Annotated in this window: 15 protein-coding genes and 1 tRNA gene; 3 read left to right on the top strand and 13 right to left on the bottom strand. The window is 39.8% G+C overall.

Annotated features, from left to right (window positions below; translation table 11 throughout):
* Positions 1–89: 89 nt before the first annotated feature.
* Complete coding sequence (locus tag C0V70_RS10005; protein ID WP_102243723.1) at positions 90–1,091, top strand: phosphatase PAP2 family protein; 1,002 nt, start codon at positions 90–92, stop codon at positions 1,089–1,091.
* A 49-nt stretch (positions 1,092–1,140) separates the two neighbouring features.
* On the opposite strand, the gene C0V70_RS10010 is transcribed toward C0V70_RS10005, so the two are convergent.
* The 6 genes from C0V70_RS10010 to C0V70_RS10035 all read right to left on the bottom strand — a co-directional run bounded on the left by C0V70_RS10010 (position 1,141) and on the right by C0V70_RS10035 (position 6,919).
* Positions 1,141–1,674 carry a hypothetical protein gene (locus C0V70_RS10010; RefSeq protein ID WP_102243724.1) on the bottom strand — a complete coding sequence of 178 codons (534 nt, stop codon included), beginning with the start codon at positions 1,672–1,674 and terminating at the stop codon, positions 1,141–1,143.
* A gap of 98 nt (positions 1,675–1,772) precedes the next feature.
* Complete coding sequence (locus C0V70_RS10015) at positions 1,773–4,745, bottom strand: hypothetical protein (protein ID WP_102243725.1); 2,973 nt, start codon at positions 4,743–4,745, stop codon at positions 1,773–1,775.
* Between the two features lie 380 nt (positions 4,746–5,125).
* Positions 5,126–5,524 (bottom strand): hypothetical protein, encoded by a 399-nt coding sequence (locus C0V70_RS10020; protein ID WP_102243726.1) that lies wholly within the window; start codon positions 5,522–5,524, stop codon positions 5,126–5,128.
* 168 nt (positions 5,525–5,692) lie between these two features.
* Positions 5,693–6,217 (bottom strand): ORF6N domain-containing protein, encoded by a 525-nt coding sequence (locus tag C0V70_RS10025; RefSeq protein ID WP_208107826.1) that lies wholly within the window; start codon positions 6,215–6,217, stop codon positions 5,693–5,695.
* Between the two features lie 247 nt (positions 6,218–6,464).
* A tRNA-Cys gene (locus C0V70_RS10030) sits at positions 6,465–6,542 on the bottom strand.
* Positions 6,543–6,613: 71 nt separating this feature from the next.
* Positions 6,614–6,919 (bottom strand): HU family DNA-binding protein, encoded by a 306-nt coding sequence (locus C0V70_RS10035; protein ID WP_102243728.1) that lies wholly within the window; start codon positions 6,917–6,919, stop codon positions 6,614–6,616.
* 277 nt (positions 6,920–7,196) lie between these two features.
* Here C0V70_RS10035 and C0V70_RS10040 point away from each other — a divergent pair, with 277 nt between their 5' ends.
* On the top strand, positions 7,197–8,903 hold the full coding sequence (locus C0V70_RS10040; protein ID WP_102243729.1) for a hypothetical protein: 1,707 nt from the start codon (positions 7,197–7,199) through the stop codon (positions 8,901–8,903).
* Positions 8,904–8,906: 3 nt separating this feature from the next.
* Here C0V70_RS10040 and C0V70_RS10045 read toward each other — a convergent pair whose 3' ends face one another.
* From C0V70_RS10045 to queA, 7 genes are all read right to left on the bottom strand, one after another.
* Positions 8,907–9,710, bottom strand: a complete 804-nt coding sequence (locus C0V70_RS10045; protein WP_102243730.1) for a hypothetical protein — start codon at positions 9,708–9,710, stop codon at positions 8,907–8,909.
* Entirely contained in the window at positions 9,688–10,623 is a 936-nt protein-coding gene (gene secF, locus C0V70_RS10050) for a protein translocase subunit SecF (RefSeq protein ID WP_102243731.1), read from the bottom strand. Before secF ends, C0V70_RS10045 begins: the two co-directional genes overlap by 23 nt.
* A 23-nt stretch (positions 10,624–10,646) precedes the next feature.
* Positions 10,647–12,347 carry a protein translocase subunit SecD gene (gene secD, locus C0V70_RS10055; protein WP_102243732.1) on the bottom strand — a complete coding sequence of 567 codons (1,701 nt, stop codon included), beginning with the start codon at positions 12,345–12,347 and terminating at the stop codon, positions 10,647–10,649.
* Between the two features lie 93 nt (positions 12,348–12,440).
* Positions 12,441–12,707, bottom strand: a complete 267-nt coding sequence (tatA, locus tag C0V70_RS10060; protein WP_102243733.1) for a twin-arginine translocase TatA/TatE family subunit — start codon at positions 12,705–12,707, stop codon at positions 12,441–12,443.
* Between the two features lie 15 nt (positions 12,708–12,722).
* Complete coding sequence (yajC, locus tag C0V70_RS10065; RefSeq protein WP_102243734.1) at positions 12,723–13,082, bottom strand: preprotein translocase subunit YajC; 360 nt, start codon at positions 13,080–13,082, stop codon at positions 12,723–12,725.
* Between the two features lie 25 nt (positions 13,083–13,107).
* Positions 13,108–14,235: a tRNA guanosine(34) transglycosylase Tgt gene (tgt, locus tag C0V70_RS10070; protein WP_102243735.1), complete on the bottom strand. Its 1,128-nt coding sequence runs from the start codon at positions 14,233–14,235 to the stop codon at positions 13,108–13,110.
* A 2-nt stretch (positions 14,236–14,237) separates the two neighbouring features.
* Positions 14,238–15,305: a tRNA preQ1(34) S-adenosylmethionine ribosyltransferase-isomerase QueA gene (queA, locus tag C0V70_RS10075; protein ID WP_208107825.1), complete on the bottom strand. Its 1,068-nt coding sequence runs from the start codon at positions 15,303–15,305 to the stop codon at positions 14,238–14,240.
* A 71-nt stretch (positions 15,306–15,376) separates the two neighbouring features.
* Here queA and C0V70_RS10080 point away from each other — a divergent pair, with 71 nt between their 5' ends.
* Positions 15,377–15,676 (top strand): hypothetical protein, encoded by a 300-nt coding sequence (locus C0V70_RS10080; protein ID WP_102243736.1) that lies wholly within the window; start codon positions 15,377–15,379, stop codon positions 15,674–15,676.
* Positions 15,677–15,694 lie beyond the last annotated feature (18 nt).

The following is a 15,694-nucleotide window of genomic DNA, read 5'->3' on the forward strand; positions in this document are numbered from 1 at the left end:
TTTTTCTCCCTCTGTAACTTTTTCACGAAGCAAGTACAAAAAGTTTCTTCTGTTAGCCTATTCCTAGATCAATTTTAAGGAGACCCCAGATGAAAATTACAACATGTGTACTTGCTCTTCTCATCTCTCTTCAAACAATGGCCGGGACAACTCTCAACCTGGATTACGGGGCGATTCTAAAAGACCTAGAGTCATGTAAGAGATCATTTTACGGATGCACCGTTGAGCAAGAACTCGAGATTGCCAGATTCAGAGGGACAGTTCTTGATTCATACACATTAGATAATTATCTTTCACAAGATAAAGAAAAATCCATCTTTGTTCCGCTAGCTTTAGACAACTCGGAACTACTGACTCTTGCAGCGGCGACAAGTTTAGGGATTGTTGCTTTTTCTAACGACCAGGAACTCATGAATGTTGTTCAGTCACATAAATCTAATATCACAGAGCCCCTGGCCACAGTTGGTAACTTTCTTGGAACTGGACAAGCTGGACTTGGAATCGCAGCTGGTTCATATTTTCTTGGAATGTATTTCCAAAACAATAAATTAAAGAAGGCCGGACTTTTTATTGTTGGGGCCTCTCTCGCCTCATCAATTGCCACAGGAGCTGCCAAAGAGGCCTTTAGAAGAGAGAGACCAAATAAAGGAGATGGACCGTACCAATTCTTTAAAGACGGTAATAAGTCATTTTACTCAGGCCACACGGCCCAGGCCTTTACGGTCGCGACAGTGATCTCTGAAATGTTTAAAGAAGACTATCCGGTTGTTCCTTACGTTGCCTACGGTATTGCCGCGATTACTGCCTATGCACGCATGCATGATCAGGCACACTGGGCCTCAGATGTTATTATTGGAGCTGTCGCTGGTCACTTAATCACTAAGCTTGCCCTTAATGCCATGACAGGAAACAAAGAGAATAGATCTGGAATTGAAATCTACCCTGGCGTAGATGAGCGCGGGAATTTTATGATTTACCTTGAATGGAAAGGTAAACAAACTCAGGCACCACTAAAATGTTCAAAAATGCCGGAAGGGATGAAAAAAGTTGAGGCGTGTTTAGCAGAAGGTTTTGCAAAGGCCGCAAGATAACAGTTTTAATAGTGCCTGCCCCAAAGGCCGGCACTATCAATCAAATCAATTAACGAATCTTATTAAAAAATTCCACTAAGTTATCTGCCATCGTATCCTCAAAGACTGAAGCAGTGTGAGTGCAAGAAGTTAACAAACTCACTTTCGACTCAAACTCTGTAATCGTTTTCACATTAGTCGTTTTATCATTTGCCGTATAAGCAATTTCAATCGTCCAGACTCCATTTTCTTTTGAAATTGTCGAAAGATCCATCGATTTGATGACGACTTCAACAGGTGTTCCATGATCTGATAATTTTTTAGCAGAAATTAACTCTTGCTCGAAAATCTCTCTCACAAATGTTCCAACTGTATTTCCTCTAGGCATACTGAATGTCGTTGCCCCACAGCTCATCAGGTCACTGTTTAAAATTTTTGTAATCTCAGGAGTGGTCCCCTTAATTGTTAAGATCTGAAACATCCCTGCTGTTTTAGCAATTTCAAGAGAGTTCTTTGTTGAAGGTTTATGTGGCTTTAGGCCCATTTCTGCACAGCCAGCTAAACTTAGGCATAGGAGGCAGACAAGCAGTTTAAAAGTGTTCATTGTTCGTCCTTTGGTTGATGATAAATCTCAAAAGATTTTCACATTTTTCCAAAGGGCAAACAACAATAAAAATACCGGACAACACAAGTCAAGCACTATTAGTTTGGAATCACTTCTACATCAAGGTCAAAGATGACCTTATCAAAATTCATGAACTCAGTGACGCGATAAGAATAGTTAGTATTTTTAAAATACTTGAAAACTGAATACTTTTTATTCGGATCTAAAACGATTCCCCTGCCGATAAAAAATTGCTGATCAACCTCATCCGGATATAATTTTTTCTCATTTAAGAAAATCTCGGACCTAATATCCATTCCTTCTTTGGCCACAATACTTTTTTCAATAAAACGATCTGTATTTGAATCAAATTCAGCATAAACGCTGCCAAGGTTTCCATTGATAAGCTTTGAATAATGAATGACGGCCTGATCCTTTGTCTCTGAGAAAAAATAAAAAGTCGATTCCAAATCAATGGACAAAGAATTACTAACAGCATTGATGATAGTATCGTGCCTATTTTCAAAGATAAGCTCAGGCGATTCCGGAGCACGTTTTAAAAGGTAAACTCGATCTACATCACTACGTTGGATAGCAAGAAGGATTTTATCTTTTACTGTAATAACTTTAGCATTTTCTAAAGATATAGAGATGTCATCAATAATGGCCGGCAGGTTGTATAAATGCTCCTCAAAACTGCCATCGATATACTCTGAGAACTTGGCAACGAATGGGGCAGATGAAGTATCAACTTCAACAATCATTTTAGAGGCATCATTTTTATTGAGTATCATATTAGGCAAAAAGAAATTATAATTACTCATTAGATAAGACGCCAAAGTACTTGCCGTTTGATTATCAAACAAATGCATTATCTCATCACCATTTTCATCATAAGTTACAAAATAAACATATCTGTCATTCACACTAGCAACACCATATACCACCAATTCAGTGAACATTCGATTGCCCTGGGTATCCTTAATTTCCGTCTTAACTCCATTTTCACCAACAAGATAAGAATGAGGCTCCCACGTATTAGTATCCATCTCGGCAACATAAACGTTGTTTCTGAAGACAGTTACGTAATCTGTAAAAGTGGTCTTTATTCCAAAATCAGACAATTTATTTGTAGCAAGTGTCTTTGTTAGGTTTTTATCTACCACATACACTGCACCAGGCTCGTCTTTAATATAAATAACTTTTCCTTCAACGATGTCAAATTCCAGAACAGACGTATCTACCAAGACAACGTTCTCAGTCACCATGTCAATTCTCATTAATTCGTAATTAACATTTAGGTAGTAAAAATAACGATCATGATATTTGGTGATTAAAGTTCCATCGCCATTAAGAATACGTCGGGACAGAGGAATCTTTCTCTCTTTATCTTGTTCAAAAATAACTAGGTCATAATAATCATTTTGTCCGTAAGCAAAGAGTGTTTTGTTTTTATAAGCATATAAATTATAAATTTTGCTATTATTAACTCTCGTAAAAGCATGCTTGTATTCATTCCCTTTTATATCTTTTATCGTGACATCTACGTCCTTATCAGTAAAAGTCACAATTCCAAGCAATGAGTTCTCTCCCGTCAGTACTGTATCACTCTTAGTTCCTGTAAAGTTGGCGTATGCGTGTTCCCATGCAAAATCCAGATTCAAAAGACTATTTACTGAAGTGACTTCAGATGAGACATGGCTCGTGAGATCTGCTTTATATAGCCTCACTCTGTCTGCTTTTGCCAAATACAAAAGATCGTTTCCATATTTTTTAAATTTAATCGGCGCTAAAAATGGGTCATCTGCAGAGACTTGCCCCATTCTATTTAAGTTATGATTTTGATCAATACAATATGGTACATAGGTATTTCCACTCTTTCCAGAAAAGCAAAGATTTTCTGAATCAGAATAAAATGAATACTCCACAGGTTTAAAATTATAGGCAAAAAAAGTATCAAACTCCAAATCGGCCAGTTCCACTATTTTTTGGAATTTTTCACTCTCACTTGGTCTAAAGCGGTAAAGATTGACCTTCTTTTCGACCGTATCATAAGCTTTAAAATACAATGAACCATTTAGATTGAATGCTTGAAAATTTGAGAATTCATCACACCTAATTGTTCCAAAATCATAATACTCTGTCGTTGCATTTCGAATATCGTCCAGATTTGTTTTATACAGCCCTAAAGTTCCTGCATAACTGTCAGGAGAACACATAAAATAATAAATATCCTTATCAATTAAAAATCGATATCTACTAAAAGGCACATTATTTGATGATCGATCATAGCCTGGTAGAGTGACGATTTCAGATGTAGAAGTCCCCGTGTAGATAGTTACCTCTCCATCACCAGAAACATTCACCAGTTGATTATTTAACCACCTAATCCCAACTGAATCATCTCCATTTTTTATCCAGCTCGCTGTCACACTATTGCCATTGATGCGAACATATCCTATGTTTCCCCAGACACCTACTCTTAAGTACAAATCACTTCCTACAAAAAAATGAGTCCAAGCTAACGGTAAGTCAGTTTCCGCATAATACAAATCAAGAGTGACAGTGTTAAAAACAGTCTTATCGCTATAATTAGAAAGATTAATTCTCGTTAATCTTGATCCTGTCGTATTGGCACAGTATAAATACCCACGGATAATAACCATCCACGGATCTCTAGCGTGTTGAGTGACACATGGAAGATCTGTCTGACCTATAAAATTGACAGGAGTAGGATTGGCGTCATTTAAATTTAAATAATATGTCCTGTATTTGCCTTCTTTTATTTCTTGTTCAGTATACGCTTTAAAAACCCAAAAATTTTCACTGTAAGCGATCGTCTTAATTTTTTCTGCATTAATCCCAAGATCTATTTTTCTTGTTGTATAACTTGAATCAACAGTCGTAATCGACACAGTTGGATCATTCTTCTTAGCGATTGTAAGCTTGTATTCAACTAATTCTGAGCTCGATGATGAAGAGTCTTCATTTCCACTGCCAATTAATTTTGAAAGTAAATCAACACTGATCTTACTGCTACACCCAGACAGAATTAAAAGAATGAAAAGCATGCTAAACAAATTGAATCTGCATCGAATGAACATTTCTTTAAAACCCCGACCTTAAGTATTACCGACTAACTTTCTTATCGTTGAAATACCGGAGAGCTTGAATCAGTTTGCCATAGAATACGCCCTCTTCCGGTCTACTCCTTAAGGAGTATTAAACAAATAAAAAAGAGAATGTTCAGTAATTCTATTGAGCGTATGCTTTGAATCTTACAAAATACGAATGCTTATTCTGCATATAATGAAAGCGTGATGAGAGAGACCTAAACAAAGAATAATAAGAATGTGTGACAAAAAATATTTTTGTAACAAAGGCACCTATGAAAACTGACAAGAAAATGCCTCAATGAAGGCCCCTTTTCATTGAGACATTACAAAAGATTTTATTGTTCCAGCGTACAACCAAGATCAGCAAGCTTCAAACGCTCTCCTAGACCCCACCAGTAAAGCTTCGCCTCTAGTGTCTTCACATCGATATCAAGTTCATACTCAAGAGAAAGATCGAGATAGAAAAAATACCCAACTTCATTCTTCCCCACAAGCTCTGTTTCATATTTCATCGCCGGCCCATGTTGATCATATGAACTAAGTTCAAGCTCCTCAACACTAAGACTCCACGAACGAACCTTTTCAATAAAAGTCAGTTTCGAATTCATCTTTAAACTTAATTCTTCATTTTGATTCTTAGTTAAGCGAGAAACTTCACACTCAAAAGCACGGAAGCCTTCTGCAAAGACAGATGTCGAAAATAGAAATGCAGCAATCAATACTAGATTTTTCATATGATCCCCTTTGTTTTGCGAGCTTGGTATCAAAGGGAAATTCGAAAGTAAAATGAGTTTGTTGTTTTGTGAAGCAATTGATGGTTTTGTGAAATGATAAAAAAGGAATTGTTAAGATCTAATTAAGAATCATTAAAAATATCAAAATTCTAATAAAACTTTATTTCCTCACTTCTCTCTTAGACTAATTTTTTTTCGATTCGCAGGGAGTTTTGGCGTAATCTCCTCCTCAAGATTATCCAATCTTTCAAAAACAACCTTAAAAAGCTGATTCGTACTGGTTTTCAAATGATCAACCTCTTCTTTTAAAGAAGACTCCATTGCCAAAAAACTTCTTAGCTTCGTAAATGTACGCATAATAGTGATATTCACTTGAATGGCCTCCTTACTCTGCAAAACACTTGAGAGCATTGCCACTCCATTTTCTGTGAATAAATAAGGGGTATGCTTAAAAACATAATTCTCAGCGCTTTTTCTATCTAAGGTCGCAATTTGCGACCTTAGGGTAGCTAACTCACTTGAATTCGGTTCAATTAAAAAGTCAGATGGAAATCGATCAATATTGCGCCTTACTTGCTCTTTTAAACGTTTTGTTTCAACTCCATATAATTTTGCCAAATCACTATCAAGCATCACTCTGTGCCCACGAATCATGTAAATCATCGTTTCAATTTTTTCGACAGTGAATTTCACAGACATCTCCTTTTGTTAAAAAAGAAGAAAGTATTTCGCAAAAAGACTTATGAATAATACTTCTAAATAAAATGAAAAATTATTTTCTCTTTTGGATTTCATTCAGTGATAAAAAACATCACTTCTCAAAAAATTCAAAATCCGTCAGATTCTAGGCGCGACGAGCGAATGTGAGGGAACGTACTCCGGTACGTGACCGAACATGAGACGAGGAAGCAACGACGAAGATGATGGATTTTCAATTTTTTGGAGGAGACGGGCGGATTTGAACCGCCGGCTTTACGGTTTTGCAAACCGTTCCATTGGACCACTCTGGCACGTCTCCCAAGGATTTAAAAAGATAAGGGGCATTCTGCTAGAACACCCCTTATATGTCAATGATTTTTAAAGAAAAAACTATGCTTCGCGGATAACGTACTTATCCTTGCCTTCATCCACCATCTCTTTAAGTTCCTTACCAACTTTGAAGAATGGTACTTTCTTAGGTGGAACTTTTACGATTTTCCCGGTCTTAGGGTTGCGGCCTTCGTACGCTTTATAGTTTCTGTTAGCAAATGACCCGAAGCCTCTGATTTCGATTCTCTCGTCCTCGTAAAGCGCCTTAATCATGCTGTCGAATGTGATATTGATGATTGTCTCAGCTTGCTTGTGAGTAAGGTTAGCTTGTTTTTCAAGAGCTGCAATCAAATCTGCCTTAGTCATGGCCTCATCTCCTTAGAGTAATTAAATGCTATGTGATCTCTATCGGTTAGATCAAAAAGAAACTTTAGTTAGCCTCTAAATTAAGGCATCTTCCAATATCTCACTGCCAGCTATAAATAGGCTAACCTATTAAAATCATAGAATCAATCCTTAGTTTTCGTTTTTATTAAGGCAATCACCTCCACAGGCCTAAAATAGAGGTAATGAAAAGCATTAAAGTTTGAAACGCAGAAGTCGATTAACTAACTAGGAATTTGGAGAACTTTAATATCCGTTTATGAAAAAGATAAAATTGCCTGCACACTTTTTATCTGTCCTGATTATGTCCGCAACTCTTGTGGTTGTGAGCTCATGTATTGGTGATCAGTCTGTGGCAAAAAGAAGAGGATATGTAAAAGACTTCTCTACTACGACAGGCAACAGTGGTTGCGACTCTAGTTACCTCATCTACTCTAAACCTTATGACACTTGTACAACTGCATGTTCTGATGGCTACCACCTGGCGAGCCTTGATGAACTCTCTGAAGTAAAAAAAGAACTGGTGGACTCTGAAGGTTATACGATTGATGGTGTAAGCGCGACAGACATCCTGGCAAGAATCAACAACTCAGCAAACATTTGTGTGGCCGATGTCATTAAAGACGAAAGACCAACAAACGCAATCGATATCAAGAGTGACTTCTGTTCATGTATTAACGGTAAATCAGATATTATCAACAATTGTGATTCTTTCTGTGCGGCCAAAACACCTACAGATCAGCCAATCCTTTATGTTAATACCATCATGGGAACTGATATCGCTCTTAACACAAAAATCGGAAACCTTCACAACTGGTGTACAGTCCAGTTGACAGAAGACCAGACAACTCCAGGGTGTTCACTCATTGCAACTGATGGAACAAACACTGTCAGTCTTCAAATGACAACATCTGCAGGTTCAAACTCTTTTAGTGCGAACGTTTCTACTCTTACTAGAAATAAAACATGGCTTTTAAAGATTCAGGAAACAAAGGCGGGCTCAGGTGCTCAGTCTAAAGAGTTCCAGATTAGAAGAATCAATCAAGCGTCTGATACGACAACTGGTGTATTAAAAGTTACACCGATCAATCAATACACTTGTATGACTTACGGTGGAAAGGTCGATAACTCTGGTAACATTATCAGAACAACATTTGCCCGCATCTTCTATTACTTTGCGGCCAATGAAACTCCTGCCCCTATTCCTCCTGCTGGTGGAACAAATCAATCACAAGTTGTTTGTCACGATGAGCAGCTTCACGGTGTAACCGACTCTGCTGAATGGGATCGCCTGGAACTCATTCCTGGGGCCTATTCAATGTGGGATAAGGCCGACACTCGTTTTGTGGCGAAGGCCGAAAACAACAACAAATTAACAATCAATAAAACATTAGAAGAGCGTCTCCTAAGTGATTACAACATCACTGCAACAATCGATCTCTTCAGGCTTCTAAGCTACCCTAACCGTCCGACAACAACATCAACTTCAAGTGCTAATATCCCACTTGGATACATCATGGTGCCATTCTCTGATGCGACAACTGGAAAGACATACTGTCCGACAGCCACTCAGTTTAACGGGACTCAGCCGCTCTTAAATCTTCTGGGCGAGTTTATGGACGATACTGAAGGTCTATACCTGGCAGAAAAAGAAGCTGAGACTATTCAAGATGGATCGACTTACAAAACGCTATACGGAACAATGTTTGTTCGCGAGACGACTTTAAATAATTACGGTTTCTACATTGAAAACGGAATCAAGATTAAAGCAAACGCGGCAGCAATGCATACGAAGACGATTTATTTCTACTGGCCAACAAGCACAACAGCTGATCCTCTGACTCAAGGGGGAAGAAAGCTCTTTACAGTGCGCACGCCAAGCACGCTTAACGGGAACGTTCCAACAGGGCAAGCAACAACTGAAGCGACGACTGATAAGCGCATTGGTTGTGTGCCTAAATCTTAAATTCTAAAGAAATGTTTTTTTGAAAACCTTCGCCGCTGGCGTAAGTTCTTTGGCGTAGAAGTAGTAAACCACTCCTATTCTTAGGGCCATCATAAAAGTCACACGGATTAAGAAGTAAAAAGCGGCCTTAATAAATGACCTGCCCTCTCGGTGCATGATTCGCTTTAAGATAAATCCAAAAATAACAGTAAAAAGCATCACACTTCCAAACTGGATGAGGCGCTCTTTATTTTCGACGATCTTAACAACAGACGGGATACTCTCCTTGTCTTTAATTAAGCGAACGGCATAAAGGGTGATATTGGGAAATTGGTCCATGTAAGGACGAACTGGAGACTCTCTTGTCCCTTCATCCAGGCGCTTTAAAAGTTCTGCTTCAGAAAGCTTCTGTAGCGGCTCCAGCGCCACCCTGACAGACTCCGCATAAGAAGCGTTGGCCTTCTTAAGCTCTTCTTCTTTTTTGGCCTGATAGTGACGGGCCCTTTGGATTGATTCCTCTTTGGCCTTTTCCAGAACATCGCTCGGGCGCATCTCTTCGATCTCGGCCTCTTTAACTTCCGTTGTGGCCGCGTCCTGCTGAATATTGTGGATCTTACCAGAGTCTTCCAAAACCTTTTCAGAATCGGTGTTATAGCGTTTTAAAAGCTTCTCCAGGTCCTGAGTGTCGTGCTCCTCTATTTCCTGGTTTTCTGCTGTAGGATTTGAATCTTGTGTTTTGGGGTCTTGAGAAAAAGACAGGCCTCCCCATGTGAGGAGGCCTGTCACTATAAGAAGATGAAATAGATTAAGCTGTAGCTTTTTGTGCATTTCCACTTTTCGATTTTCTTGTCAGTTCATCAATAAACAGAGTCGTTGAAGCGGCAACATAAACAGAAGAGTATGTACCGAAGATGATACCAATTGACATCGCAAGGAAGAAATCTCTTAGAGCTGCACCACCGAAGAAGTACATTGAAGCCGCTACAAGAAGAGTCGCTACCGAAGTAAGGATCGTTCTTGAAAGCGTGTCGTTTACCGCGTCGTTGATGTGTGTTCTTAAGCTCTTCGTCTGGTCGCCATGATCTTCGTGCTCGCGGATACGGTCGTAAACGATAACGGTATCGTTAACTGAGTAACCGATGATTGAAAGAAGGGCCGCAACCGTGTGTAGAGAGAACTCTGAGCCAACAAATGATAAAACCCCGGCAACGATAATAATATCGTGAAGAAGTGAAACCATTACTCCTGGAGCATAACGGAAGTCGAAACGAATCGCCATGTACACCATAATCGAAAGAATCGCCCAGAACATCGCTTTTACCGCCGACATACGAAGCTCAGCTCCGGCCTTTGGACCAACGATATCGACTTTTCTAATCTCTGCCGTGTTATCGGCAAAAGATGTGTGAAGAGCTTGAGTTAGCTTTTCTGTTGTTGCGTTTAGTGAAGCTTCATCAGCTGAAACCTTAATTAGGATTTCGTTATCCTGAGGCTGGCCGATAGTTTGTACGCTGGCATCGTGGAAGCCTGCTTTACCAAGAACATCACGAACCGTATCCAGGTGAACTTCTTTAGAGAACTTCGTTTGAACTTCCGCTCCCCCTCTAAAGTCTACACCGTATTCTGTTTTATAAAAAATCCCATAAAGACAAATAAGCGTGATGATTAGAGAAAACGTCATAACATATTTACGTTTCCCCATGAAATCAATCGTCGTACCGTGTTTAATTAACTCGATCATATAGAATTACTCCAAACTTTAAATTAAATACTCAGTTCTTTAGCGTCTGTTTTTTCCATATATAGTTCATATAGGATTTTTGAAACATAGTACGCTGTGTATACCGTAACCGCGATACCGATGAGAAGCGTGATCGCGAAGCCTCTGATTGGACCTGTACCGAAGTTCAGTAGACAGAAACCTGCTGCTGCTTGAGTGATGTGGGCATCAAGGATCGTCCAAAGGGCCGAGTTGTATCCCATATCGAAAGCTTTGTAGCTGCTGATTCCTTTTCTGACTTCATCCCTGATCTTCTCAAAGATAATAATGTTGGAGTCGACGGCCATCCCTACTGTCAGCGCGATCCCTGCAATCCCTGGAAGGGTAAGTGTGGCATCAATCGCAACTAAGATAGCAACTGTGAAAAGAACGTTTAATAAAAGTGTCACGATCGCAATTACACCTGAAAACTTGTAGTAAACAAGGGCAAAAAGGAATACGAGACCACAACCAATATAAGAAGCAACTTTTGCTTTCTCAATTGAGTCGTTACCTAAGTTTGGACCAACTGTTCTTTGCTCAAGGAAATCAAGCTGAACAGGAAGAGCACCAGCTCTTAAAACAAGAGCAAGGTCGCGGGCTTCAGTCATTGTCTTATTGAAGTTTGCTCCACCACCTAAAGTGATCTGAGCGTGTCCACCGGCAATTTTCCCCTGGATCATTGGAGCTGAGTAAACGTTACCGTCAAGAACAACGGCCATTCTGCGGCCTACGTTTGCACCAGTTGTTTCTTCAAAGCGCTTAGAGCCTTGAGTTTTAAATTCCATAGAAACGTATGGCTGGTTTTTTTGTGGGTCGATTTGAACGCGGGCGTCTGCCAGGTCATCCCCAGTAATTCTTGGAGTCGCTTCAATCACGTAAGGAATGTTAAGAGACTCGTCGTGAGTTGGAGATTTTTCGAAAGCAAGTTCATGTCCTTCAGGAATGTCTTTTGCCAGGAATTCGTTCATTTTTTTGATGTATTCAGAGAAGCGCTCGCCTTTTTTATAAACGATGCCTGCTGCTTTTGCTTTTTCCATCCATGCTTGAAGAGTTTGCGGAGGGATTGTGTCATTTACGATTTTGAATTCAAGCTTAGCTGTTTTACCAATAAGCTCTTTTGCTCTTTCAATATCGCGAACACCTGGAAGCTGAACAACGATTCTATCTTCACCTTGAGCGATAATTTCTGGTTCTGTAACCCCGAATTCATCGATACGGTTTCTGATAACTTCGATTGATTTACCTACTGACTGCTGCTCAATTTGAGTCTTAACCGCGTGGGCCATAGCAATCTCTAGTTTTTCACCTTCTTCTTTAGTGATTCTGATTGTATTGCCAAAAATCGTTTTGATTTTTTTCTTGGCATTTTCCATGTCAGAAGCTTTGTTAAGAGCAATGGCCTGTTTTGGGTCCATTGGGTCTGTGGCATCAAGAGCACCGATTGTTAAACCGATCTCTTCATCTTTAAGAAGTGATTCAATCTTTCTGGCACTTGTCTGGATTTCATCGCGATAAACTTTTTTAAAGTCGATCCCTAGAACCATGTATAGACCACCTTGAAGGTCTAGACCTAGATTGATTTTTGATTTGACCGGATAAGATCCATTTTCATCAAACTTCATCACTGTTGGTAGTAATACGATTACCGCTGCGGCAATAAGAACGAGTAGTACACTGAAGCGTACCCACCAGTTGGTCTTCATCAAAAAACTCCCTTTTAATAGACAAAAGTAACTATACTTTCTGGATGTACCAGAAAGTATAGTTGATATATTTATGAAATTGCAAGAACGGTTTTACGACTCTTTTGTAGATTCAGATGAGTCAGTTTTGGCTTCAGGTGATTCGACTTTTTGAGCAACAACTTCTACGTCTGCCTTTTTCCCTTGCTCAGCTGGGGTATGAGGCTTGTTGATCTCGTTCATCATTTCGTCGCGTGCTTTTTGAAATTCACGCACTGCTTGACCAAGACCTTTTGCTAGTTCTGGGATCTTTTTCGGCCCTAGAAATAGGATCGCGATCACAAAAATTAACAATAATTCACCAGCACCTAATCCAAACATATAAACTCCGTGTTTTTATTTTTTAGCAGACTCAGTAAGAGTTTTATAAAGACCACCAATCTGGTTCTTTAAAACTTTGAAACGCACGCCTTCAGAAACTTCTACAGTCACTACTGTATCAGTAATTCCGTGAACTGTCCCGATAAGGCCAGATTTAGTATAGATTTCATCTCCCTTAGCTAGTTTTTCTAGCAGGGCCTGCTCTTCTTCATATTTTTTCTTCTGTGGTCTGATCATAAAGAAATAGAAAATAACAAAGACAACAACTAATGGAAGAAATTGCATAATTGGGTTTTGCGCTGGAGCTGCACCTGCTGCTTGAGCGAATGCATTAGTTGACGAAAGTGCTACGATAGCTAAAAGTGATTTTAACATTTTGATTCCTTAAACTTTTAAGTGGTTAGTTCCACATATTTGATGTGTAAGAGTTATAAAACGATGAGTAAAACTCGTCAAACTTATCCGCCTTAATCGCTTCTCTTGCATCACGAGTCATTTGCAAATAAAAATACAAGTTATGATACGTGATCATGTTGCCGGCCAGGTATTCTCCGACCGTAAACAAGTGACGAATATACGCACGGCTATATTTGCGACAAACCTTACAATTACATTCTGGATCTGGTGGAAGAAGATCTTCTTTAAAGCGTTCTTTTTTAATGTTTAGAGGGCCACCTTTTGTGAGGAACTGCCCGTTTCTGGCATTTCTTGTTGGAAGAACGCAGTCGAACATATCAATCCCTGCGCGGATTCCGTTTAAGATGTCTAATGGCTTTCCAACGCCCATTAAGTAGCGCGGCTTATCTTCTGGCATCGTGTGTACAAAATTATCTAGGAAGCTCACCATCTCTTCATTTTTTTCACCGACAGAAAGCCCACCAAGAGCAAAACCTTCGAAGTTCATTTCTTTGAGTCTTTCCATACACTCAGTTCGCAGATCATGATGTAATCCACCCTGGATAATCCCAAAAAGATTTTGATGGTCTTTAAGTTGATAATCGCGGCAACGTTTGGCCCATCTTAGAGTGAGCTCCATGCTTTCTCTCAAACGATCTTTTGTCGCTGGAAGCGCTGGGCATTCATCAAAGTTCATAACGATATCTGAACCTAAGGCCCTTTGAATCTCCATTGATTTCTCTGGAGAAATTAAATGTCTTGATCCATCTAAGTGCGATTGAAAAGTGACTCCTTCTTCAGTGACTTTGTTCATCGAAGAAAGAGAAAAAACCTGGTATCCACCAGAGTCGGTTAAAATGGCGCGGTCCCATTTCATGAAACCATGCAGGCCTGCGCCTACTTTTTCAATCAGCTCATGACCCGGACGAAGATACAGGTGATACGTGTTTCCCAGAATGATCTGAGCGTTCATCTCCTCTAGTTCTTCCTGCCACATAGTCTTAACTGAAGCACGCGTTCCTACCGGCATAAAAATCGGCGTTTCGATCTCTCCGTGGGCAGTTGTAATCACACCTGCGCGGGCCTTTTTTGATTGAGCGATTTTTTTAAATATCTTTTTTTCTGTTGTCATAATTACCTTAAAATCAACATGGCATCGCCATAAGAAAAGAAGCGGTATTTTTCTTTAACCGCAAGCTCGTAAAGCTCCAGGGTCTTGGTTCTTCCAATAAGAGCTGAGACTAACATAAGAAGGGTAGATTCGGGGAGGTGAAAATTAGTGATAAGACCACTGACGCTCTTCACATCTACGCCCGGATGCAAAAAGATCTGGGTTTTATAGTGTTCATTGGGAGAAATATCTTTCCCATAACTCGACTCAAGCACTCTTAAACTAGTCGTCCCTACCGCAAAAACGTTTTTAGCGTTTCTGATTTTCGATAAATTTTCTTCATCAACAAAATACTCTTCCGAGTGCATGACGTGATCTTTTAAATGGGCCACCGTCACCGGCTTAAATGTCCCAAGGCCTACGTGAAGAGTGACAAACGCGCGCTCAACGTTGGATTCTTTTAATTTCTCCAAAAGGTCATTGGTGAAATGTAATCCTGCGGTAGGTGCGGCCACAGAGCCGGTGTGTTTTGAATAAACCGTCTGGTAATTTTTTTTATCTTCTTCATCACTTTCCCCTTTTCTAATGTAAGGAGGAATAGGAATAAGCGCATGGGTCTCAAGGTAATCCAGAAGATTTTTAAATCCAGCAGGAAGACTGACTTTTACGCCGAACGTTCCATCGGAGAAGATTTCAGAAACTTCCACTTTCATCTCAGCGGCAAAAGTGTATTCATCTCCGATATTTTTTTTCGATCTGGTTTTGATCAACGCCGGATAACTTCCATTTTGATTGGTTTCATGTGAAAGGAAAAAAAGCTCGGCCTTGCCGCCACTTTTTTTATTTCCTAAAAGCCTTGAAGGAAAAACTTTGGACTGATTAAACACGATCAATGAATCGGCCGGAAGGTACTTTGGAAGATTATAAAAATAATCATGAGTAACCGTGTCCGTCTTTTGATTATAGACCATAAGGCGCGACTGATGGCGGTTAACACCATCGACGGGTCTTTGGGCAATCAACTCTGGAGGCAGATCGTAGTGGTACGACGATAATAACAAGTCTTCTGGATAATTCTCTGGGTAACTCATGAATAATTAATTAGCATGAATGATTTCCATTGGCCCTTTTAAAAAATCCAAATGTGTGAAAAAATAATTGTATGTTAAAGAAAAGACTACTTTTAACATTCATTATCTCATTCGGGGCCATCGCTTCAGAGGCGCCATACCCGGATTTTGAGGCCGAGCTTCGCGCCCTGGAGACCAATCAGCTAAAAGCTGAAGAACTCCAAATGAGAAACGTTGATGCTGTGACGGGCGTTCTAAACGAGAGCGACCTCATTAGCGATGACGTCTCGACCGGACAGGCCGGAATTCAAAAAGAGACCCTAAAACCCGTTTTAGAGGCCAAAAAAGCTCCTGAGACATCTGTTAAACCTCGCCGAATCAGAGCGAGATAATGTCACTAATCCAAACGG

Source organism: Bacteriovorax stolpii (assembly GCF_002872415.1).
GTDB lineage: Bacteria > Bdellovibrionota > Bacteriovoracia > Bacteriovoracales > Bacteriovoracaceae > Bacteriovorax > Bacteriovorax stolpii.

What these genes read in the sequence shown, in the direction of transcription:
- C0V70_RS10035 (WP_102243728.1), bottom strand. Translation starts at nt 6,919, where the DNA reads ATGACTAAGGCAGATTTGATTGCAGCTCTTGAAAAACAAGCTAACCTT.
- secF (WP_102243731.1), bottom strand. Translation starts at nt 10,623, where the DNA reads ATGATCGAGTTAATTAAACACGGTACGACGATTGATTTCATGGGGAAA.
- C0V70_RS10005 (WP_102243723.1), top strand. Translation starts at nt 90, where the DNA reads ATGAAAATTACAACATGTGTACTTGCTCTTCTCATCTCTCTTCAAACA.
- C0V70_RS10080 (WP_102243736.1), top strand. Translation starts at nt 15,377, where the DNA reads ATGTTAAAGAAAAGACTACTTTTAACATTCATTATCTCATTCGGGGCC.
- tatA (WP_102243733.1), bottom strand. Translation starts at nt 12,707, where the DNA reads ATGTTTGGATTAGGTGCTGGTGAATTATTGTTAATTTTTGTGATCGCG.
- C0V70_RS10020 (WP_102243726.1), bottom strand. Translation starts at nt 5,524, where the DNA reads ATGAAAAATCTAGTATTGATTGCTGCATTTCTATTTTCGACATCTGTC.
- C0V70_RS10045 (WP_102243730.1), bottom strand. Translation starts at nt 9,710, where the DNA reads ATGCACAAAAAGCTACAGCTTAATCTATTTCATCTTCTTATAGTGACA.
- secD (WP_102243732.1), bottom strand. Translation starts at nt 12,347, where the DNA reads ATGAAGACCAACTGGTGGGTACGCTTCAGTGTACTACTCGTTCTTATT.
- C0V70_RS10040 (WP_102243729.1), top strand. Translation starts at nt 7,197, where the DNA reads ATGAAAAAGATAAAATTGCCTGCACACTTTTTATCTGTCCTGATTATG.
- tgt (WP_102243735.1), bottom strand. Translation starts at nt 14,235, where the DNA reads ATGACAACAGAAAAAAAGATATTTAAAAAAATCGCTCAATCAAAAAAG.
- yajC (WP_102243734.1), bottom strand. Translation starts at nt 13,082, where the DNA reads ATGTTAAAATCACTTTTAGCTATCGTAGCACTTTCGTCAACTAATGCA.
- C0V70_RS10015 (WP_102243725.1), bottom strand. Translation starts at nt 4,745, where the DNA reads ATGCTTTTCATTCTTTTAATTCTGTCTGGGTGTAGCAGTAAGATCAGT.
- queA (WP_208107825.1), bottom strand. Translation starts at nt 15,305, where the DNA reads ATGAGTTACCCAGAGAATTATCCAGAAGACTTGTTATTATCGTCGTAC.
- C0V70_RS10010 (WP_102243724.1), bottom strand. Translation starts at nt 1,674, where the DNA reads ATGAACACTTTTAAACTGCTTGTCTGCCTCCTATGCCTAAGTTTAGCT.